Annotated in this window: 21 protein-coding genes; 8 read left to right on the top strand and 13 right to left on the bottom strand. The window is 73.8% G+C overall.

Annotated features, from left to right (window positions below; all coding sequences use genetic code 11):
- Positions 1–6 precede the first annotated feature (6 nt).
- From QL987_RS05635 to QL987_RS05620, 4 genes are all read right to left on the bottom strand, one after another.
- A complete protein-coding gene (locus QL987_RS05635) occupies positions 7–435 on the bottom strand; it encodes an ATP-binding protein (RefSeq protein ID WP_111073259.1) in 429 nt (142 codons plus the stop codon).
- Positions 426–764 carry an STAS domain-containing protein gene (locus QL987_RS05630; protein ID WP_111073258.1) on the bottom strand — a complete coding sequence of 113 codons (339 nt, stop codon included), beginning with the start codon at positions 762–764 and terminating at the stop codon, positions 426–428. The genes QL987_RS05635 and QL987_RS05630 overlap by 10 nt, the downstream gene beginning before the upstream one ends.
- Before the next feature lie 108 nt (positions 765–872).
- Complete coding sequence (locus QL987_RS05625) at positions 873–3530, bottom strand: phosphoenolpyruvate carboxylase (RefSeq protein ID WP_290156697.1); 2658 nt, start codon at positions 3528–3530, stop codon at positions 873–875.
- A gap of 155 nt (positions 3531–3685) precedes the next feature.
- Positions 3686–4354 (bottom strand): biliverdin-producing heme oxygenase, encoded by a 669-nt coding sequence (locus QL987_RS05620; RefSeq protein WP_290156696.1) that lies wholly within the window; start codon positions 4352–4354, stop codon positions 3686–3688.
- Positions 4355–4430: 76 nt separating this feature from the next.
- Between QL987_RS05620 and QL987_RS05615 the strand changes: the two genes are divergently transcribed.
- Entirely contained in the window at positions 4431–5276 is an 846-nt protein-coding gene (locus tag QL987_RS05615) for a siderophore-interacting protein (protein WP_290156695.1), read from the top strand.
- Between the two features lie 56 nt (positions 5277–5332).
- On the top strand, positions 5333–5908 hold the full coding sequence (locus QL987_RS05610; RefSeq protein ID WP_290156694.1) for a GIY-YIG nuclease family protein: 576 nt from the start codon (positions 5333–5335) through the stop codon (positions 5906–5908).
- 167 nt (positions 5909–6075) lie between these two features.
- Here QL987_RS05610 and QL987_RS05605 read toward each other — a convergent pair whose 3' ends face one another.
- From QL987_RS05605 to QL987_RS05590, 4 genes are all read right to left on the bottom strand, one after another.
- Complete coding sequence (locus QL987_RS05605; protein ID WP_290156693.1) at positions 6076–7056, bottom strand: hypothetical protein; 981 nt, start codon at positions 7054–7056, stop codon at positions 6076–6078.
- Between the two features lie 48 nt (positions 7057–7104).
- Positions 7105–7785, bottom strand: a complete 681-nt coding sequence (locus tag QL987_RS05600) for an RES family NAD+ phosphorylase (protein WP_290156692.1) — start codon at positions 7783–7785, stop codon at positions 7105–7107.
- Entirely contained in the window at positions 7772–8323 is a 552-nt protein-coding gene (locus tag QL987_RS05595) for a hypothetical protein (protein WP_221850736.1), read from the bottom strand. The genes QL987_RS05600 and QL987_RS05595 overlap by 14 nt, the downstream gene beginning before the upstream one ends.
- A gap of 172 nt (positions 8324–8495) precedes the next feature.
- On the bottom strand, positions 8496–8681 hold the full coding sequence (locus tag QL987_RS05590; protein WP_111073251.1) for a zinc transporter permease: 186 nt from the start codon (positions 8679–8681) through the stop codon (positions 8496–8498).
- A gap of 169 nt (positions 8682–8850) precedes the next feature.
- Here QL987_RS05590 and QL987_RS05585 point away from each other — a divergent pair, with 169 nt between their 5' ends.
- Positions 8851–9819, top strand: coding sequence for an acetylxylan esterase (locus QL987_RS05585; protein ID WP_290156691.1), 969 nt, complete (start codon positions 8851–8853; stop codon positions 9817–9819).
- Positions 9820–9831: 12 nt separating this feature from the next.
- Here the strand turns inward: QL987_RS05585 and QL987_RS05580 are convergent, their stop codons facing one another.
- Positions 9832–11316, bottom strand: coding sequence for a reverse transcriptase family protein (locus QL987_RS05580; RefSeq protein ID WP_290156690.1), 1485 nt, complete (start codon positions 11314–11316; stop codon positions 9832–9834).
- 64 nt (positions 11317–11380) lie between these two features.
- Between QL987_RS05580 and QL987_RS05575 the strand changes: the two genes are divergently transcribed.
- The 4 genes from QL987_RS05575 (at position 11381) to QL987_RS05560 (ending at position 13504) form a co-directional block, all read left to right on the top strand.
- Positions 11381–11893: a heme-degrading domain-containing protein gene (locus tag QL987_RS05575; protein WP_290156689.1), complete on the top strand. Its 513-nt coding sequence runs from the start codon at positions 11381–11383 to the stop codon at positions 11891–11893.
- Entirely contained in the window at positions 11890–12327 is a 438-nt protein-coding gene (locus QL987_RS05570) for an HIT domain-containing protein (protein WP_290156688.1), read from the top strand. The genes QL987_RS05575 and QL987_RS05570 overlap by 4 nt, the downstream gene beginning before the upstream one ends.
- Positions 12324–12749: a Rid family hydrolase gene (locus QL987_RS05565; RefSeq protein ID WP_290156687.1), complete on the top strand. Its 426-nt coding sequence runs from the start codon at positions 12324–12326 to the stop codon at positions 12747–12749. Before QL987_RS05570 ends, QL987_RS05565 begins: the two co-directional genes overlap by 4 nt.
- 98 nt (positions 12750–12847) lie before the next feature.
- The gene (locus QL987_RS05560; protein WP_290156686.1) at positions 12848–13504 is read left to right on the top strand and encodes a hypothetical protein; all 657 of its coding nucleotides are present in this window, start codon (positions 12848–12850) and stop codon (positions 13502–13504) included.
- A gap of 4 nt (positions 13505–13508) precedes the next feature.
- On the opposite strand, the gene QL987_RS05555 is transcribed toward QL987_RS05560, so the two are convergent.
- Complete coding sequence (locus QL987_RS05555; RefSeq protein ID WP_290156685.1) at positions 13509–14168, bottom strand: copper resistance protein CopC; 660 nt, start codon at positions 14166–14168, stop codon at positions 13509–13511.
- A 56-nt stretch (positions 14169–14224) separates the two neighbouring features.
- Between QL987_RS05555 and QL987_RS05550 the strand changes: the two genes are divergently transcribed.
- Positions 14225–14848, top strand: coding sequence for a hypothetical protein (locus QL987_RS05550; RefSeq protein ID WP_290156684.1), 624 nt, complete (start codon positions 14225–14227; stop codon positions 14846–14848).
- On the opposite strand, the gene QL987_RS05545 is transcribed toward QL987_RS05550, so the two are convergent.
- From QL987_RS05545 to QL987_RS05535, 3 genes are all read right to left on the bottom strand, one after another.
- Entirely contained in the window at positions 14845–15846 is a 1002-nt protein-coding gene (locus QL987_RS05545) for a DUF1963 domain-containing protein (protein ID WP_290156683.1), read from the bottom strand. The genes QL987_RS05550 and QL987_RS05545 overlap by 4 nt on opposite strands.
- 56 nt (positions 15847–15902) lie before the next feature.
- Positions 15903–16862: an SDR family NAD(P)-dependent oxidoreductase gene (locus tag QL987_RS05540; protein ID WP_290156682.1), complete on the bottom strand. Its 960-nt coding sequence runs from the start codon at positions 16860–16862 to the stop codon at positions 15903–15905.
- Positions 16863–16923: 61 nt separating this feature from the next.
- Positions 16924–18981 carry an acyltransferase family protein gene (locus tag QL987_RS05535; RefSeq protein WP_290156681.1) on the bottom strand — a complete coding sequence of 686 codons (2058 nt, stop codon included), beginning with the start codon at positions 18979–18981 and terminating at the stop codon, positions 16924–16926.
- Positions 18982–19044 lie beyond the last annotated feature (63 nt).

Below are 19044 nucleotides of genomic sequence, written 5' to 3'. Positions count from 1 at the left end.
AGCGGCTCACACCGCGCGGGTGGCCTTCCGGACCGTCCAGCGGTTCTCGTCACCCAGACGGTCGTAGCGCAGCTCGTCGACGACCATCTGCACGAGGGCGAGTCCACGCCCGCCCTCCGCCATGTCGTCCGGCAGGGTGGCACCTGCCACGTCGACGGACGCGGGCTGGCCGTCGTCGGTGATCCGGGCCTCCAGAGCGTCGCTGGCGACCGCGAGCGTCAGCGAACACGTGACCTGCCCGCCCGCCGCCGCGTGCTCGATCACGTTGGAGGCGAGCTCGATGATCGCGAGTTCGAGGGCCATCCGGTCCTCGACACTGACGGCGGGCTCGGCCGTCCAGACGTCACTGAGGAAGTCGTGCACCGAGGAGACGTCGTCGGGCGGCGACGCGAAGTCCAGCCGGTGCTCGCCCACGACGGCCCCGGTCAGACCCATTCGCGGACGGCTTCGTCACCGTCGGCGTAGCTGCGGAGGATCTTGTCGATGTTCGACAGCTTCAGCACCATCGCGACCTGCTCGGACGGTGCGGCGATCCGGAGGTCACCACCGGCCTGCCGAGCGGTCTTCAACGCACCGACGAGCGCACCGAGACCCGAGGAGTCGAGGAACTCGACGCGCGACAGCTCGACGGCGACACGGGGACGGCCGCCCTCGATCACCGTGGCGACGGTCTCGCGGAAGGCTGGTGCCGACACCATGTTCAGGCGGCCGGAGCACTCCAACACCGCCGCTTCGGTGCCGGCTTCGTGTACGACGATGTCCATTGTGTGTGGGGCCCCCTCGAGAGTCTGCGCGTGCCTCATCGGAGGCTAACGGGTCATGGCGACCGGGGGAACAGGACGCGCTGGCGTCCGTGCCCCCGGTCCGGGGGATCACCCCGTGTTCTGCAGGCCGGCGGCGATGCCGTTCACCGTCAGCAGGAGCAGCCGGTGGTCACCGTCGGTGGTGTCGGAACTGCCGGACGACCGGATCGCCCGGAGCGCGCGCAGCTGCAGGTGCGACAGGGCGTCGACGTACGGGGAGCGCAGTCGGACGGCGCGCGCGAGCACCGGTCGGTCCTCGAGCACGTCCTCGGCGCCGCTGATCCGGAGGACCCACGAGCGGGTCCGGTCCATCTCGTCCAGGACCTTGCGACCGAGGTCGTCGCGGTCCGCGAGCTCGAGGTACCGACGGGCGATCTGGACGTCGGTCTTCGCGAGCGACATCTCGACGTTCTTGATCAGGGCCGCGAAGAGGGGCCACTCGGCGGCCGCGGTGCGGAGCAGGTCGAGGTCACCGACCGCTTCGAGCGCCGAGCCCAGGCCGTACCAGCCGGCCAGGTTGATCCGTGCCTGCGTCCACGAGAACACCCACGGGATCGCCCGGAGGTCCTCGAGCGACTCGACGCTGAGACCTCGGCGGGCCGGACGGGACCCGAGCGGCAGCAGCCCGAGCTCCTCCATCGGGGTGACGCGGGCGAACCACGGGGCGAAGCCGTCGGCCTTGACCAGGTCGTAGAACGCCGCGCGGGACACGTCGTCGAGCTGCTGCGCCAGGTCGGCGAAGCGCTCGGCCGCGACGGCGGTGCGTGCCTCGTTCGACGGCGACGACGCGAACAGCGTCGCCGAGGCCATCTGCTCCAGGTGTCGGGCCGCGATGTCCTGGTCGCCGTACTGGGCGAAGATGACCTCACCCTGCTCGGTGAGCTTCAGGCGGCCGTCGATGGACCCCGGCGGCTGCGCGAGCACGGCTTCGTTCGCCGGACCGCCACCGCGGCCGAGGGAGCCGCCGCGGCCGTGGAAGAGCGTCAACTCGACGTCCTGCGCCGCCGCCCAGGACGCGATCCGGGCCTGGGCGTCGTAGAGCGCCAGGTTCGCCGACACCGGGCCGACGTCCTTCGAGGAGTCCGAGTAGCCGAGCATGACCTCGAGCCGGCGCCCGGTCGCCCCGAGGCGACGCTGGAACGGCTCGGTGCGGACGGCCTCGTCGAGGATGTCGACGCTGGCGTGCAGGTCGGCGAAGGTCTCGAACAGCGGGATGACGTCGAGCACCGGGGCTGCCTCGACCGACCCGAGTGCGGCGACGGCGAGTTCGTGGACGTTCGCCAGGTCCTCGGCGGACTGGGTGAACGACACGATGTACCGGCTGGCCGACCGGACGCCGTAGCGGCGCTGCAGGTCGGCGATGGTGCGGAAGACGGCGAGGACCTCCTCGGTCATCTCGCTCAGGGCACCACCGGCACGGATCTCGGCGAGGGCGGTGCGGTGCACCTGGGAGTGCTGGCGGATCTCGAGCTCGGCCAGGTGGAACCCGAACGTCTCGACCTGCCACACGAGGTTCTGCAGCTCGCCGTTCGCGGCACGGAGCGCCCCGGCGGCCGTCAGTGACGCCTGCACCACGTGCAGGTCGGCGAGGAGCTCGTCCGGGCCGCGGTACGCCAGCGGCCGGTCGTCGCGACGGGTGGCGTCGATGCGGGCGGCGATGAACAGCAGCGCGCGGCGGTGTGTCTCGGTGGGGGCGCGGATGCCGATGCGCTCGGCGACGTCGGGGTCCAAGGACTCCTGCGCGGCGACCAGCGCGGTGAGGCCGGCGTCACCCGGGGTGTGGTCGGCGTCGAGGGTCAGGGCGCTGCCGATGCGGGTCGCGGCCCGGGTCAGCCCGAGCAGGATGTGCTCCGCCGCGATCTCGGCGGCCTGGCGCGTGACGTCGGCGGTGACGTGCGGGTTGCCGTCGCGGTCGCCGCCGATCCACGTGCCGAAACGCACGAACGCCGGAGCCTGCACCGGGGCTCGGCCGGCATCGTCGCCCTGCAGCCGGTCGTCGAGCAGCCGGTACACCTGCGGCACGATCTCGAACAGGGTCTGGTCGAACACGCTCATCGCGGTACGGACCTCGTCGAGCGGGGTCGGCCGGGTGGTGCGGAGCGGCGAGGTGCGCAGGAGCGTCGCGATCTCCTCGAGCAGTCGGCGCTCGTTCTCGGCGCGGGCGGTCGCGTTCTTCGTGCGGTCGCGCTCGTCGATGAGGTCGGTGATGCGGCGGACGCCCGTGGTCACCGCACGGCGGCGGGCCTCGGTCGGGTGCGCGGTGAGGACGGGGTGGAACCGCAGGCCCTCGAGCCGGGCCGCGGCCTCGTCGGCGCCGACCTGCTCGACGAGCTCGACGAACGTGGCGGGGAACGAGTCCCCCGGCTGGCCGCCGTCGTCCCCGCGGGCACGGAGGACCCGGACGCGGTGGTGCTCCTCGGCCAGGTTGACCAGGTGGAAGTACGAGGTGAACGCCCGGGCGACCTCTTCGGCACGCTCGGCGGAGAAGGTGGCCACCACCGCTTCGGCGCGGGTGGCGCCGTCTTCGTCGGTGCCCTCGTACGCGTCGATGACCGCCTGGCGCAGCGACTCGACGTCGCGCAGCAGGTCGTCACCGCCGGTCTCGCGGAGCACCCGTCCGAGCAGGTTGCCGAGGTACCGCACGTCAGCACGCAGGTCGCTGTCGACCGCTCCGCTGACGTCGTCACGCGCGCGTCCGAAGCGCGTCGAACCGTCGATCGCCGTCATCTCGTCCTTCCCGGGTCGGTCCGGGCTGTCCCGGCGTGGCAGCAGCGTACCGGGCGCCGACGTCACGTGACGACGACCGTCCGGACGGCCTGGTGCGGCTGGCTCGGACCGCGGCGCGACCCGGATCCGCCCGGGTCAGGCCGGATCAGCCCGGCTCAGGCCGGGTCGGCGAGGGCGGACGGCAGACGCATCCCGTCCACCGCGGCGAGCAGCCCGGCGTCGAGCCGGTAGGCCAGCTCCACCTCCGCGATCACGCGCTCCCGCTCGTCGTCGCTCCACGGCGCCGCGTCGAGTTCGGCGCGGTACGTGTCGGAGAACGCAGCGGGGTCGGCGACCTGGTCGAAGATCCAGAGCAGGACGCCGTTGGTCTCGAAGCCGAACTGGTCGGCGAGCAGGCGTCCGATGGCGTGACCGCCGGTCAGGTCGCCGAGGTAACGCGTGTAGTGGTGGGCGACGAACCCGCCGGGCCACGTCGCCGCGACCTCGTTGAGTCGCCGGACGTACGCCGTCGTCGCCGGCAGCGGAGTGAGCAGCTCGTCCCAGTCCGGGCCGACCAGGAACTCCAGGTCCGCGCGGATGCCCGGCATGCGCGTGAGTCGGCTGGTCATGAACGGGGCGGCGACCGGGTGGTCGGCCATCCGGTCGGCTGCGCACTCGAGCGCGTCGTAGACGAAGGCGTACTGCCCGAGGAGCGTCGCGTAGTCGGCGACGTCACACCGGCCCTCCGCCAGGTCGTGCATGAAGCCGTGGCCGGCCGTGACCCCGTGCGAGCGCCGTGTCCGGACCCGCAGGGCCTCGGAGAACGGGACGACGTTCGTGCTCATGAGGTGAGGCTAACCTCACAAGGTGTCCGTCGTCACCCTCCGGCGGGAAGACCCAGGAAAGGAGGCTCGTCCGACGATGAGCCCGAAGCCGAACCGCCCACAGCACGTCCTGGTCGTCGACCGCACCGAGCGCCTCAGCCCGCACATGGTCCGCGTCCACCTCGGCGGCGCCGGGTACGACGCGTTCATCGAGCACGCCGACCCCGAACGCCTGGCGACCACCGACAAGTACGTCAAGCTCATGCTGCCGAAGCCGGGTACCGGCCTGCAGCCGCCGTACGACCTCGACGCCCTCCGCGCCACGATGCCGAAGTCGGACCTGCCCGCTCGCCGCACCTACACCGTCCGCGCCGTCGACCCCGTCACCCGGACCATCGCGATCGACTTCGTCGTGCACGGCACCGACGGCCTCGCCGGCCCCTGGGCCGCGGCGGCCCGCCCCGGCGACCGCATCGCGCTGTCCGGTCCGGGCGGCGGCTGGGCACCCTCCACGGACCCCGACGTCACCCACGTGCTGCTCGGTGACGACAGCGCCCTGCCCGCGATCGGCGCCGCCCTGGAGGCCATGCTCCCGTCCGCCACGGGTGTCGCCCTGGTCGAGGTGACCGGCCCCGCCGACGAACAGCCGCTCGTGCACCCGACCGGCGTCGAGCTGCGCTGGCTGCACCGCGACGCGGCGGGTGCCGAGCCGGGCACGCTGCTGCTGGCGGCGACCCGGGAGCTGCCCCGCGCCTCCCGTCCGGTGAGCGTCTTCGCGCACGGCGAGCGGGCCGCGGTGAAGGCGATCCGTCGGGTGTTGCAGGACGACTGGGGGCTCGAGAAGGCCTACCTGTCGCTGTCGGCGTACTGGGCGCTCGGACGCGCCGAGGACCGGTTCCAGGAGGAGAAGCGCGAACCGATCGGCGTGGTCTTCGAGGACTGAGCCCGGCAGCCCCCACCGACCCGGCGGCGTCGGTGGCCGTCGGTAGCGTGCCGCGCATGGTCCGGTCGGAGAGTCCCGCGCGCTGCTGCGTCCCCGGCTGCACGGCAGTGGTCTCCCCCGAGGCCCCGGTGCCGCTGTGCACCGGACACGTCACGCTGGTCGCCGAGTTCGCGGCCGAGCACGTCGGGGTCGAGGACCTCTTGCCCGGGCCCTGCCTGGTCTGCGGCGGCCGGATCGGGGTGCGGTTCCCGTCCGGCTCGGTCTGCGCCGTCTGCGAGTGGCGCTTCGGCGACGTGCCGGACGGTGAGCTCGGGGCACCGCGGGTCGACGTCGTGTACTACCTGCGGATGCGCGACGACACCGGCGACCGGGTCAAGATCGGCACGACCGCGAACCCGCGGCAGCGCCTCGGTCGGATCGCCCACCAGGACCTGCTCGGGTTCGAGCGCGGTGACCGTTCCCTCGAGCGGCAGCGGCACGAGGAGTTCGCCACCTCGCGGTACCCGGGCACCGAGTGGTTCCGGGTGACGCCGGAGCTGCTGGCGCACGTCGACGTCGTGGCCGCCGGTGTGCCGGACCCGTGGGCGCTGCACACGCGGTGGATGAGCGAGGCGCTGGCGCTCCGGGGCTGAGCCGGCGGCCCGGGCCGGCCCGGCTCGCGCCGGCCCGGCTCGCGCTGCGTCGGTTCGGCGTGGACACGCACCACCGGAACCGGTTCGCACCGCGGGGGACCCTGGCGCGGACCGGTTCTCGTTGTGCGGCGACCCAGCCGGCTCAGCCGGCCCCGGACGGACGCCCGTCAGCGCGCGTAGGCGTCGACGAACAGCGGGCCGCGGATCTCGCGCAGGACGTCGACGAGCCGGTCGATCGTGCGGCCCGACACCCCGGACTCCTGCAGGTCCCACGGCCCGAGGACGGGCAGACGACCCGTGCGGATCCGGACGACCTCCCACCCGACGGCCCGGGTGGCGCGGTCCTTCCGGCGGTCGGACTCCTCGCGCGAGCCGACGTGCTCGAGCCCGTGCCTGCCGGTGGAGTCGTACTCGATCGCGACGCGCAGCTCCGGCAGGATGATGTCCGGCCAGACCTCGACGTGCTCGTGGAACGGCCGGTCCAGGCGGATCGCGGTGTGCTCGAACGTCAGGTCCAGGCGGGCGCGCAGTCCGGCGCGCAGCTCGGCTTCGACCGCGGAGGCCGGCGCCGGCGCGCACTGGCTGACGAACGACTCCCCCGACGGCAGCCGCGGGGTGTTCGGGCAGATCGACCGGGGCGCGGCCGTCCGGGTACTGCGCCCGCGGCCGGCCGTGCTGCCGGTGCGCGTGCGGGCGGGCCTCCGGCGCGACGAGGGGACCGCGCCTCCCGGCAGTCCCCGAGCGGGCGCGGCGGGCAGGGTCTGTCGCCCGCTCGACCGCACAGCGCGCTGCGGGACCGGGACGGCAGACGGCCAGTCCTCGGGCAGCACCGGCCACCGCTGCGGCTGGGCGAGGACGGCGCACTCCGGGCACCAGACGGACCGACGGCGCTCACGACCAGGACGGGACCGCTGCTCGCTGGGGGTGGCGACGAAGACGTGGCCGACGTCGCACTCCCACGTCAGCAGCACGTCGGCGGCCGGCGGGATCTGGGTCAGGACGACGCCCGCGTTCCAGTCCGGGTGGTACTGCCGCACCAGGACGGGCCACGACGCCCACTCGGCACGGAACTCGCCGACGGCGTACGGCACCGGGACACCGCGCGACCACTGTCGGCGGCGCCACCACGCATCCACTGGTTCGGCCACGACCCGCACGGTAGGACGAGCCACCGACAGCAGCGGGAGCGGTGTCCCTCAGCGCGGCGGCGTTACGAACGTGAACCGCTCCGGTCCGGCCTGTGAGCCGTCCTCGAGCACCCGGATGCCGGACTCCCGACACGCGGCGATGCCGTCCCGGTGGACCCGCTCCGGCCGGGGCTTGCGCGGGATGCCGGCGTCGCCGAACACCGCCCACGCGTTCGCCGCGGCGGCGCTGGTGAACCGGGTGCTGTAGCGGACGCCGGCGAACCCCGACGCGTCGAACGCCCGGGCCCAGGCCTGGGGGACGCGGTAGTCCCCCATCGTCTGCAGTTCCGCGCCGACCCCCGACCGCACGGCGGCCGGGTCGGTGACGTCGGCGAAGCGTCGACCCCGGGAAGCCCGTGCCGCCACGACGACCATCTCGCGCGCCCGGGCGGCGAACACGGTGTTCGTGTGGAGCGTGTGGTGGGCGAGCCGTTCCCGCACGGCGACCTCGACCGAGTCCGCCCAGTAGCAGGTGCCCCGCGGGTCGGCGAGGTCGAAGCGGCCGCCGTCCACGCCGTCGGCGTCGGCGGGTGTCGACGCGAACCACCACGCCCCGCGGTCGTGCCGCTTGGCCCGGTAGAACGTCGTCCCGCGCGACTCGGCAGCCGGGAAGCCGGTCAGGTCGAGGTCGTCGCCCGGTGGCTGCTGCGCGACGTCGGTCCGCGCCGGTTCCCGCTCAGGCGTCGGCATGCCAGGCGTGGGCGGCTCGGCGAGCGGCGGTCAGGACCGGTTCGACCCGTCCGTCGCGGAGCGCCTGCGCGGCGGTCGTCCCGCCGAACTCGTCGGCGACCGTGTTGAGCCACAGCGCACTGCCCCAGGGGTCGATGGCATCGCGGTCGATCAGGTCGAGCACGTCGCGCAGGTGCGGCAGCGGCGTCCCGGTCCGACCGAACTGGAACGCGGGGAACACCCTGGTGCCGTCGCCGATCTTCAGCCCGATCAGGTCGCGCTTCTGGGTCGCCTTGTGGATCGCCTGCCGGGTGACCCCCCGCCAGTTCGCCAACGAGGCGGTGTCGTAGAACGGCCCGATCAGCGCGTCGGTCTCGTGCTTGACGGTCGGCAGCGCGGCGAGCATCCGCTCGGCCAACGCATCGACGTCCGCGGTGTCGGTGAGGGCGGCGTCCGCCTCGCCCAGGCGGATCCGCTCGGTCAGTGCCTGCAGCAGCGCGGACTCGGCCGGGCTCAGCTCCTCGGCCGCGGATCGCGTGCGGTGCAGTGTCGATTCCATCAGGCCCCTCTCGTCAACCGTGTCAACCCAACGATACTCGCCCATCGACAACCGCGTCAACCACGCCGGACGGCACCCACAGCGGACGGGAGGCGCGACACCGGTCCGGTACCGCGCCTCCCGTCCGGCAGGCGCCCGCGCCACGATCAGCGCCGGGCGTCACCAGCGAGGATCAGTGCTCGTCGTAGTGGTCCTCGTGACGCGCGTGACGGTGGCCGTCGTGCACGAAGTCGACGTGGTCGCCGTGCTCGACCTGCGCGTGCTCGCCGCCGTCCTGCTCGTGGTCGTGCTCGGCGACGCCGTGTTCGGCGACGCGGTGCTCGTCGGCCTGCGGCGTCTCGGGAGTGGTGTCGGTCATGGTTGCCGTCCTTTCGTGAGACCGGTTCTCAGATGCAGCGTAGGGGACGTCGGGCGGATCCGGCAGTGGCCCGAGTGGACGCTCAGCCGACGCTCGCGGTCTGATCCCATCCCATCCGATCCACAGCGGTCACCTTCCGCCGAGCGGGACGCCGTGCCAGGGTCGGAACGTGTACACCGACATCACCGGACCCGACCTCACCTCGTACCGCGGCAGCGTCGCCGAACCGGACGACTTCGACGACTTCTGGCGACGCACCATGACCGCGGCGCGCGAACACCCGATCGCCGTCCAGGCCGACCGGGTCGACACGGGCCTGACCACCGTCGACACCTACGACGTCTCGTTCGCCGGGTGGGACGGGCAGCGCATCGCCGCGTGGCTCACCGTCCCCGCCGGCAGCAGTGCCGACGCACCGCTCCCCGCCGTCGTCGAGTACATCGGCTACGGCGGCGGTCGTGGCCTGCCCACCGAGCGGCTGCTCTGGGCCTCCGCCGGCGTCGCGCACCTGCTCATGGACACCCGCGGGCAGGGCTCGGGCTGGGCCACCGGCGACACCCCCGACCCTGACGGCTCCGGGCCCGCGATCCCCGGGGTCATGACGCGCGGCATCGAGTCGCCCGAGACCTACTACTACCGGCGCTTGACCACCGACGCCGTCCGTGCCGTCGATGCCGCGCGGGACCTCGACCTGATCGACAGCGACCGGATCGCGGTCCTCGGCGGCAGCCAGGGCGGTGGACTCGCGATCGCCGTCGCCGGGCTGGTCGAGGGGCTGGCCGGGGTCTTCCCCCGTGTGCCGTTCCTCTGCGACCACCGGCACGCGACGCAGATCACCGACGCCTACCCGTACCACGAGCTGGTCGACTACCTGGCGACCCACCGCACCGCGACGGACCGGGTCTTCAGCACGCTCGCCTACTTCGACGGGGTGCTGCACGCCGCCCGCGCGACCGCCCCGGCGTGGTTCTCGGTCGCGCTGATGGACCCGATCTGCCCGGCGTCGACGGTGTACGCCGCGTACAACGCGTGGGCGGGGCCGAAGGAGATCACCGTCTGGGAGTACAACGGCCACGAGGGCGGCGGTCCGCACGAGGACGCCGACACGCTCCCCCGGCTGCGCGAGCTGTTCGGCTGACGCGTCCCCTCGTCACCAGGCGATGCGGTCGAACTCCTCGCGGAGTCGGACCGCCCGCGCCGGGTGCACCTGGGCGACCCAGCCGATCCGGCCGAGCAGGTGCGCCCGGAAGTCCGCGTGCCCGCCGCGGTCCTGCGACGCCGGACCGTGCACGACGCAGTTGTGCAGGACCGCGTGCAGCCGGTCGACCTCGCGGCGGCCGGGAGCGGTCCGCTCGTTGACGACGACGCCGGTCACCGACTGCCGGACAGCGGCACGGCGGACCCGGGTCTTCCGGGCGTTGAGCCGGTACCCCTGGTCGGAGACGATCCGCTCGACACCACGGAGGAACGCGTCCGGTCGTCGTGCCAGGTCGCCACCGCCGCTGAACGTCAGGTCGTCGGCGTACCGCGTGTACGCGGCACCGACCGATGCCGCCCAGCCCGCCAGCCGCGCGTCGAGGTGTCGCAGCACGGTGTTCGCCAACGCCGGCGAGGTCGGTGCCCCCTGCGGCAGGTGCGAGTCGGCGAGCACCCGCCGGAGCGCACCCCGCTCGTCCGCGTCACCACCGGGCGGCATCGCGGTGAGGACGTGCACCGGCACCCGGTGCGTGCAGAGGCCGGTGAGGACGTGTGCGAGCGGTTCGGCGAATCCGGCGCTCCGGAACACCCCGTACACCGACTGCGCCCGGACGCTCGCGAAGAACGTGGTGAGGTCCGCCGACACCACGACCGGCTGACCGACGTGCACTGCGGCGCCCGTGACGACGCTGCGACCGGGGACGAACCCGTGCGCCGCGTCGTGCACGGGCAGGACCGCGAGCAACTCGTCGAGCACGGTGCGCTGCGTCCGACGGAGCAGGTCCATCGGCTTCTCGAGCAGCCGCGGGGTCCGTCCGGGCCGTCGCACCCACTCGTGACGGTGGTGGTGCAGCGGGCTCGACGGGCCCGGTCGCCGGTTCCAGCCGCGGGTGTCGGCGAGCCAGAGCAGCCGCCCGACGGTCACGTCGAGTTCCCGCGCGAGCTCGGGCAGCGTGTCGACGAGCAGGCGGCTCGACACGGTCGGGACCGCCTGCACCGCGACCGCGCGGCGGAGCAGCACCCGCACCGGTCGGCGGTCGCGCCGCGCGTCGTGCAGCCGCACCAGCGGCGGGGACCCGGCCAGCACCGCGGCCAGCTGACGCGGCGCACCGACGGGAGGCCGTGGGTACGTCTCGAGCGCCGCCCGGACCGCCAGTTCCACGTACGCACGCTCCATGCCGAGGACGTCGTACCCGGCGGCGGTCAGGTGGTCGGCGTCCCACCCGCCCGAGGCGAGGAACGCGTCGGCCAGCGCGGTGGCGACGACGTCGAGGGGCGTGGGGTTCCCGGGGGACCTGTCGGTGCCTCCGTGAGGGCGAGCGCGCGGAGCGCGCCGAGCCTCTCGGGGCGTGTGGTCCTGCTGGTACTGCGTGCCCCGGGGTGACCCCGGAGAGGTCGACGCGTCACGCGCGCCGTCCGCCTCCCCCGGGAACTCCACGTGCCCACCATAGGAGGAAGCCGCTACCGTGACGAGCGACACCGCCGTCCCTGTGAGGAGCACCATGCCCGACACCACCGGAGCCCGCTACCGCGACCTGCCGACCGACGAGAAGCTCGCCGTGCTGCTCTACGAGGAGCGCGAACTCGACCACGACGCGTTCGACCTCGACGACGCCTGGACGGTGGGTTCGTGGTTGCGGTCGACCGCCCTCGAACGCGGTCTCGGCGTGGGCTTCGCGGTGTCCTTCGGTGAACAGCGGGTCTTCCACGCCGCGACGCCCGGGTCCGCGGCGGTCAACGACGCCTGGCTCGACCGGAAGTTCCGCGTCGTCCGTCACTTCGCGCACAGCACCCTGGCCGTGCGGACGCAGTACGAGCTCGGCGGGTCCTCGTTCGACGAGGCCGCGGCGCTCGACCCCCGGCAGTACCAGGCGGCCGGCGGCGGGTTCCCGCTGCTCGTCCGCGGCGCCCTCGTCGGAGCGGTCGGTGTCAGCGGCCTCGAGATGCACGACGACCACGCGCTCGTGGTCGAGGCCCTGCGCGCACACCGCGCTCGACGGGACGAGCGCGCATGACGGGGGTGGGCCTCCCGGACGACTGCGTCTTCTGCCACCTCATCAAGCACGACGACCAGGGCACGGCCTGGGTCGAGCGCGAGCCGGACGCCGTCGCCTTCCGGCCGCTGCCCGAGTCGGAGCTCGCCCCGGGACACACGCTGGTGTTGCCGCGCGAGCACGCCACGGGCCTGCTGGACGTCTCCCCGGACGCGCTGCGGGCGACGAACCTGCTCGCGCAACGGGTCGGGCGGGCGATGCGTGCGGCGCTCGGGGCGACCGGGGTCGTCCTGCTCAGCGCGACCGGGGCGGACGCGGGGCAGAGCGTGCCGCACCTGCACCTCCACGTGGTGCCGTGCTGGCCGGACGACGGGGTCCTGCGCTGGCCGGAGGCGCGGTCCGCCCACGTGGTGGACGGGGACGCGACGGCGATGCTCGCGGAGATGTTCGAGTGACGGACGGCGGACGGCCCGGCGCCGTCGAGCTGATCCGCTCCAACGTGCTCAGCCCGGCGGAGTACGCGTACGCTGCGACGACGCCGGCCGACGCCCGACTCGTCTTCCTGGCCGGATCGTGCCCGCTCGACGAGGACGGCAGGACCGTCGCCCCGGGCGACCACGCGGCGCAGGCCGCGCAGTGCGTCGCGAACCTCCGTCAGGCGCTGGCGGACGCCGGCGCGCGCCTGACGGACGTGATCAGCACCCGCGTGCTCGTGGCGTCGTCGCGGCAGGCCGACCTGGTCACCGCCTGGCGGGTCGTGCGTGACGCGTTCGGCGAGCACGACGTCCCGAGCACGCTGCTCGGCGTCACCGTGCTGGGCTACGACGACCAGCTGGTCGAGGTGGAGGCGGTGGCCGCGGTCCTCGACGCACACTGACACGGCCTGCGACACTGGTCGCACCAGTCGGTCCGCAGTCGCGTGGTCGACACCGGTGACGGCGGCGCCGAGAGCGCCACGGGCGGAGGCGGGGGCCGATGGGGAACGACGGGTGGCGCGATCGCCGACGGGAACGGCGTGTGCGCAAGGGCAACGGGGAGCCGCTGCCACCGCTGCGCTGGTGGCAGGTGGCGACCCGGTCGCTGTTCCAGATCGACCTGACCGACCCCGGCACCACGATGACGGCGAGCTACACGGTCGACGTGAACCACCTGGGCGACCGTGACGACGGCGCCGTCCGCGCCCGGCTGTACCGCGACGGCCGACTGCTGTTCGTCTCGTCGCTCCCGACCCGCTTCTCGGTACCCGGCGGTCACATCGAGGTCGCCGTCGGCACCTTCGGGCTGCGTCGGTGCCACTTCGTCGCCGCCACGGGCGAGGCGCGCCAACTGACGCCGCTGCCCGGAAGCGCCGAGGGCCGCCGAGCCCGCCTGGCGGCCGAGCGCCCCGGACTGAGTCGGACGATCGGCACCACGTCGACCCTGGTCGTGCTGGCGGGTGTGGGGCTCGCCGTGCCCCAGTTGCTCGAGGGCATCACGGCGATCCCGCCGGTGGAACAGGCCGTGGGCGCGTTCGAACTGGCGATCGAGATCCCGCTCCTGGTCAACATCGCGGCCGGGGTCGCGACGGTCGCGGGGAGCATCGAGCGGGCACTCCGGCTGCGGTCGAACTGGTTGGACGACCTGGCGAACTGACCGGTCAGTCCTCGGTCGGCGCAGCGCGGCGGCGGCTCGCCACGACCGCGACGACGCCGAGGACGACGACGAGGGCCAACCCGCCGACCACCCACGGCAGTGCGCTCGGCGACGCGGCGGCGGCGGTCCCGTCGGGGACGTCCGCGAGCGGGGTGGGCGTCGCCGTGACCGACGTGTCGGACGATCCACGGGCCTCCCGGCTCGGAGTCGCGGTGGGTGAGGCCGTCGGGTCGGCGACCGGGGTCTCCATCGCCTGCACCGTGAACGCGACCTGCCCGTCGATCGGGTGACCGTCCGGCGAGACGTACCGCCAGAGCACCGTGTGCGGCCCGGCGGACAGGTCCACCGACTTCGACATGGTCGTGCCGGCGACGGTGACGTCCCCGGTCGACTCGTCCTGGCCGGCCTGGTCGCGGACCTCGATGCGGAGGCCCGCGTCGAGTCCGGCGAGGGGCGCCTCGGTGAACGTCAGGTCCACCTGGCGCAGGTCGCTCGTCACGACGGCACCCTCGGCCGGCGTGCTGCCGGTGAGGCCGGAGTGAGCCGATGCCGGTGCCGCGGTCGCGAGGCCGGCGAGGACGGTGGCGAGACCGACCAGTGAGCCGAGCGCGCGGCGAAGGGTCGGCGTGGTCCGGGTACGGCTGCTGCTGGCGGTCGATGACACGACTCGACCCTACGGGTGGGCGGATGAGCGCCCGGGCCGCCGGTAGTGTCCGACGGGTGGGGAACCAGCTGACACTGCTCATCCGTCCGGGCTCGGCCGACGAGGCACGGGCGGTGACCGCGGCCGCGACGGAGGATCTGACGGCGACCACCGGCACGTGGGACGTGCAGAACGTCCTGCCGTTCCTCTGGGTCGGACTCGTCCCCACGGCAGCGTGGGACGCGCACCTGGCGCGGCTGCCGGCCGTCGCCGCAGCCTGGCCCGAGGTCGACGAGCCCGCCCGTGCCTTCCTGGCAGACGTGGCCTCGGTCGCCGAGCGGACCGAGCACGCCGTCGTGCACCTGGCACTGGACCAGCTCGTCACCATGTCCTGGGGTGATGCCGAGGACGTCGAACAGTACGGCGACGAGGTCCGCCGCGAGGCATCGAACTGGGACGAGCCGTCCGAGGGGGCACCGGTCTCGCCGCTCACGGACCTGGCACAGGCACTGGCCCTCGCGGAACCGGACCGGTCGTTCCTGCTCGGTGGCGAGTGGAGCTTCGGTGGCTCCCCCGCGCCCCGCAGCCGTCCGCCGCTGCTGCCGGCCGCATCCGTCCTGACGGTGGACGCCGACGCTGCGCTGGAGCGGGCCGGGGACGAGGCCCGGGCCCTGGACGAGGAAGGCCGGCGGAAGGCCTAGGAGCACTGCCAGAGGACCGCGGCCCGCTGCCCGTCCGAGAACACGTAGGCGGACCCGCCGTCACCGAAGTCGAACTCCAGCGGACCCGACTCGATCGAGGCGACGAAGCGCAGGCCGTCGGGGGTCTCGTCGTCCTGGATCCAGTCGGGGTCGCCGCCGTACTGCCCGGCGAACCAGACGTCGTCGGGGACGCCGAGCTGCTCGTCCTCGTCCGACGGGGTCGTCGCCGCGGCGAGGCCGAGCAGGTACTCGTCGTCCGTGACCGGCGGCCAGGCCGGCTCCGGGTCGTCGGGGTCCCCGTGCGGCGACGCCGGGTACTCGGCGAGCCGGAGGTCCCGACCGGAGAACACGAAGGCCGCGTTGGCCCCGGAGTCCGCCTCCCACGAGGCACACGTACCGGGGTCGAACTGGCAGACGAAGACGCTGACGAGGGTGCCCTCGTGTTCGATCTGCGCGGTGAACTGCATCGGTTCGCCGTGGTGCCGGCACTCGGGCCACTCGAAGTCCTCGGGCACCGCGGGCAGGCCGCCGATCCGGGTCGCTGCGATCGGCGCGGGGACGGTGGAGCGGTAGGCGCCGAGGACCGCGATCGCGCCGGCCTCGAGGGCCGCGGCCGTCGCACGAGCGTCGCCGGCAGCAGGTGGGCGGTCAGTGGGGATCGGCGTCGTCGACGAGCCCGACGCTGCTGCGGGCCGCGACGTCGGCGGACCCGCGACGGTCGGGACGGCAGCGTGGACCACGTCGGCCGCTCGACGGGCGGCCCGACGCCGGACGGCCCAGTGCACCAGGTGCAGAACGACGAGGGGCGGCAGCGCGACGAGCGCGGCACGGCCGAACGACGGTCCGACGTCCACGAGCTCGAAGGCGTTCCACCAGATCGCGAGCGCCAGGAAGCCCAGCCCGAACACCGTCCATGCGAGGACCAGGACCGCCGTCCAGTCCGACCCGCCCGGATCGCGTCCGTGGAACTCGCCCGCCTGCGCCTCGTGACCGTCCATCAGTGCCCCTCCCGCCCGACCTCAGCAGAGTACCGGGATCGGGAGGGACAGCGACGTCAGCGCCGGCCGCGCCGCACGACGAGCGTCACGAGGCCGGCCAGACCGAGCCACACGAGCGGCCGGGTGACCCGACGGCGCTTCGCGACCCAGCCGCCGTCGGTGGCGTTGCCGGCATCGTTCGGGGCGTAGAGGTTGCCGTCCGTCGGTGCCTGGTGTCCGCGGAGCGCGAAGACCTCCACCGCGGGCGTCGTGATCCGGTGGAACAGCCACGGCACGACGAACTCGGCGATCACGAACGTGGCCTGCAGACGACCCACGTACCGGTTCCGCTTCGGGTGCACGGCCTGCGCGACGACGGCCTTCGCGGCACGCTGCACCGAGACGGTGGGCGGCAGCGGGTGCGAGGCCTTGTCGGTGTAGTTCGCGCCGTTCTGGTAGATCGGGGTGTCGATCGTCGACGGCAGGACGGCGCCGAACCGGATGCCGGTGCCCTGGTGCTCGTCGGCCAGGACGTCGATCAGCCCGAGGGCGGCGTGCTTGCTCGTGACGTACGCCGACTGGTACGGCGCCGAGAGCAGCGACTGGATCGACCCGACCAGGACGTAGGTGCCCTTGCCACGCTGCTTCCAGTGCGGCAGCAGCGCCTTCACGGCGTGGACGTGGCCGTGCAGGTTCGTGTCGACGACCCGCTTGAACGCCTCGGTCGGCGTCTGCTCGAACAGGCCGTACACGAAGAGCGCCGCGTTGCCGACGAACACGTCGATGCGGCCGAAGCGGGCGGTGACGGTCGCGACGAGGTCGTTGACCTGCCGCTCCTCGGCGACGTCGGTGGGGATCGCGACGGCTTCGGCGCCGAGCGCACGGCACTCGGCGGCGGCGGCCTCCAGGCTCTCCTTCCCGCGTGCGGCGAGGACGAGCGTGGCGCCCTGCTTGGCGAACTCGCGCGCAGCGGCTCGGCCGATGCCGCTCGATGCTCCGGTGATGACGACGACCTTGCCGCGGAAACGATGACCCATGCGTCCTGACTACCCGGCCGCTCTGTCCGCGGGCACAGCCCCGTCCCCAGGCCGCAGCGCGTCAGGGCCCGGGCGGGTCGCGGAGCGCCGCGTCCGTCCGCCGACCGAGCGCCCCGACGAGCGTGGTCACGTAGGTGCGGGTGAGGTGCTGCGAGTCCCGGTAGACCAGCACGTTGCCGATCACCGCCGGGCAGGTCCCGTCGGTGCAGAACGACGGCGTCAGGTCCGCCACGACCGCGCCCGGGGTCGCCCGTGCTGCCGCGACCAGCCGGTCCCCCGCGGCGAAGGCCCGGTCGGTGCTGATCCGGCAGGCCCCGGGGTCGCCCGGGTGCGTGTCGACGCAGTGCTGCACGCCGCTGCCGGCAGCGGGGGTGTCCGGGATGGCGACGATCCTCGCCCCGCGGTCGATGAGCGGCTGCCAGGAGGCCCGGTACCCGTCGAGCGCGCTCCGCACCGGGTCCGTCCCCACGGGTGCACCCCGGAGGTCGGAGCGGGAGGACGTGAACACCAGCGAGTAGGGCGCGGAGGCGGCGAGGGACCGGTCGACGGCCCGGTTCCAGGCGCCGCAGCGTCGGTCGTCGGCGGCGGAGACGTCGCTCCAGCGGACGTGGGAGAACTCGCACCCGCCCTTCACCATCAAGTGCAGCTCCCACCCCCGCTGCTCGGCGAGGGTGATGAGGGCGGAGGACCACTGGTGGGCGTGCGAGTCCCCGATGAGCGCGACGCGGGTGCCGCCGCGGACGCCGACGACGCAGCTGCGGGCATCGGTCGCCTCGGCCTGGCAGTCGTCCCACGTGGGGTCGACGTCGTAGGCGGCGGTCATCGTCGACGGGGTCGTGCCGTGCCGGGGGTCCCCGGCGACGGCACACCCGCTGCCGGGGGCGATGGCGGCGGCTCCCCAGCACCGGTCCCCGTCGGTGCTGAGTTCGGCGGCGAGGGCGCGGTCCGTCCGGAGCTGTGCGGTGACGGCACCCCACCCGACGGCGGGGACGACGAGGACGAGGGCGGTGGCCGCGGCCACGACGGCCAGGGTGACGCGCGGGCGGAGGTGGGCGAGCCTCCCGGTCGTGACGGGACGTTCGACGAGGACGGTGGTGAGGTGCGCGAGTGCGGCGGCGAGGGCGACCGTGACGGCGACGCGCGCCGGGGTGGGCAGGTCGAGGACCCCTGGGAGCAGGAGGACGACCGGCCAGTGCCAGAGGTAGAGCGGGTAGGAGACACGGCCGAGCCAGCGGACGGGCGGGAGGCCCGTGGCGCGGCCGAGGACGCCGGTCTCGGTCCGTCCCGCGATGACGAGGGCGGTGGCTGCGACGGGCAGGACAGCGGCGGTCCCCGGGTACGGGACGGCGGGGGTGAGCAGGAGTCCGCAGGCGACGAGCCCGAGCCAGCCGGTGGTGGCGAGCGCGGCCCGGACCCGGGGCGATCCGGGCAGGACGCCCGGGGCGAGGGCGAGGAGCGCACCGACGCCGAACTCCCACGCCCGGGTGTGCGGCCAGAAGTAGGCGGGTGCGGGGTCGGTGGCGGTGAGCACGACCGAGCAGGTGAGTGAGGCGGCGATGACGACCAGGACGGTGACGAGGACGGCGCGTTCGCGGACCCCTCGGGTCATGCCGCGACGTCGTCGGGCGGCCCACCACACGGTGAGGAGCAGCAGGGGCCACAGGAGGTAGAACTGCTCCTCGACCCCGAGGGACCAGAAGTGTTCGAACGGGGTGGACGGGTCCCCGGCCGCCAGGTAGTCGGTGCTGGACACGGCGAGTGCCCAGTTCTCGACGGCGAGGTCGCTGGCGGCGAGCTGGGCGCCGAGGGTGGGCCAGTCCTCCCGTGGGGTGAGCAGCACGGCGGCGGTCGCGGTGGCGGCGAGGACGAGCAGTGCGGCGGGGGCGAGTCGGCGTGCTCGGCGGGCCCAGAAGGCGGGGAGGTCGATGTGTCCGGTGTCGCGGAGCTGGCGGACGAGTTGCCCGGTGATGAGGAACCCGGAGACGACGAAGAACGCGTCGACCCCGACGAAACCGCCGCGCAGCCAACCGAGGTCGAGGTGGTACCCGAGCACGAGCACGACGGCCACGGCGCGGACGGCGTGGACGTCGGTGCGGAAGGGGGCGTGCTGCGGCGGCATCAGGGGTGACGGTAGGCAGGCCGGGTGAACGGAAGGGGACGTGGTCGCGGCACCGTCCGGGTC

Origin of the sequence: Curtobacterium sp. APC 4022 (assembly GCF_030407555.1) — a bacterium.
Taxonomy (GTDB): domain Bacteria; phylum Actinomycetota; class Actinomycetes; order Actinomycetales; family Microbacteriaceae; genus Curtobacterium.
The sequence above is the reverse complement of the archived record's forward strand: the minus strand, read 5'-3'. Positions and strand labels throughout refer to the sequence as shown.

Bases quoted from the DNA above. Each gene is read 5' to 3' on its own strand.
- QL987_RS05635 (WP_111073259.1), bottom strand. From the start codon at position 435: ATGGGTCTGACCGGGGCCGTCGTGGGCGAGCACCGGCTGGACTTCGCG.
- QL987_RS05630 (WP_111073258.1), bottom strand. From the start codon at position 764: ATGGACATCGTCGTACACGAAGCCGGCACCGAAGCGGCGGTGTTGGAG.
- QL987_RS05625 (WP_290156697.1), bottom strand. From the start codon at position 3,530: ATGACGGCGATCGACGGTTCGACGCGCTTCGGACGCGCGCGTGACGAC.
- QL987_RS05620 (WP_290156696.1), bottom strand. From the start codon at position 4,354: ATGAGCACGAACGTCGTCCCGTTCTCCGAGGCCCTGCGGGTCCGGACA.
- QL987_RS05615 (WP_290156695.1), top strand. From the start codon at position 4,431: ATGAGCCCGAAGCCGAACCGCCCACAGCACGTCCTGGTCGTCGACCGC.
- QL987_RS05610 (WP_290156694.1), top strand. From the start codon at position 5,333: ATGGTCCGGTCGGAGAGTCCCGCGCGCTGCTGCGTCCCCGGCTGCACG.
- QL987_RS05600 (WP_290156692.1), bottom strand. From the start codon at position 7,785: ATGCCGACGCCTGAGCGGGAACCGGCGCGGACCGACGTCGCGCAGCAG.
- QL987_RS05595 (WP_221850736.1), bottom strand. From the start codon at position 8,323: ATGGAATCGACACTGCACCGCACGCGATCCGCGGCCGAGGAGCTGAGC.
- QL987_RS05590 (WP_111073251.1), bottom strand. From the start codon at position 8,681: ATGACCGACACCACTCCCGAGACGCCGCAGGCCGACGAGCACCGCGTC.
- QL987_RS05575 (WP_290156689.1), top strand. From the start codon at position 11,381: ATGCCCGACACCACCGGAGCCCGCTACCGCGACCTGCCGACCGACGAG.
- QL987_RS05570 (WP_290156688.1), top strand. From the start codon at position 11,890: ATGACGGGGGTGGGCCTCCCGGACGACTGCGTCTTCTGCCACCTCATC.
- QL987_RS05560 (WP_290156686.1), top strand. From the start codon at position 12,848: ATGGGGAACGACGGGTGGCGCGATCGCCGACGGGAACGGCGTGTGCGC.
- QL987_RS05545 (WP_290156683.1), bottom strand. From the start codon at position 15,846: ATGGACGGTCACGAGGCGCAGGCGGGCGAGTTCCACGGACGCGATCCG.
- QL987_RS05540 (WP_290156682.1), bottom strand. From the start codon at position 16,862: ATGGGTCATCGTTTCCGCGGCAAGGTCGTCGTCATCACCGGAGCATCG.
- QL987_RS05535 (WP_290156681.1), bottom strand. From the start codon at position 18,981: ATGCCGCCGCAGCACGCCCCCTTCCGCACCGACGTCCACGCCGTCCGC.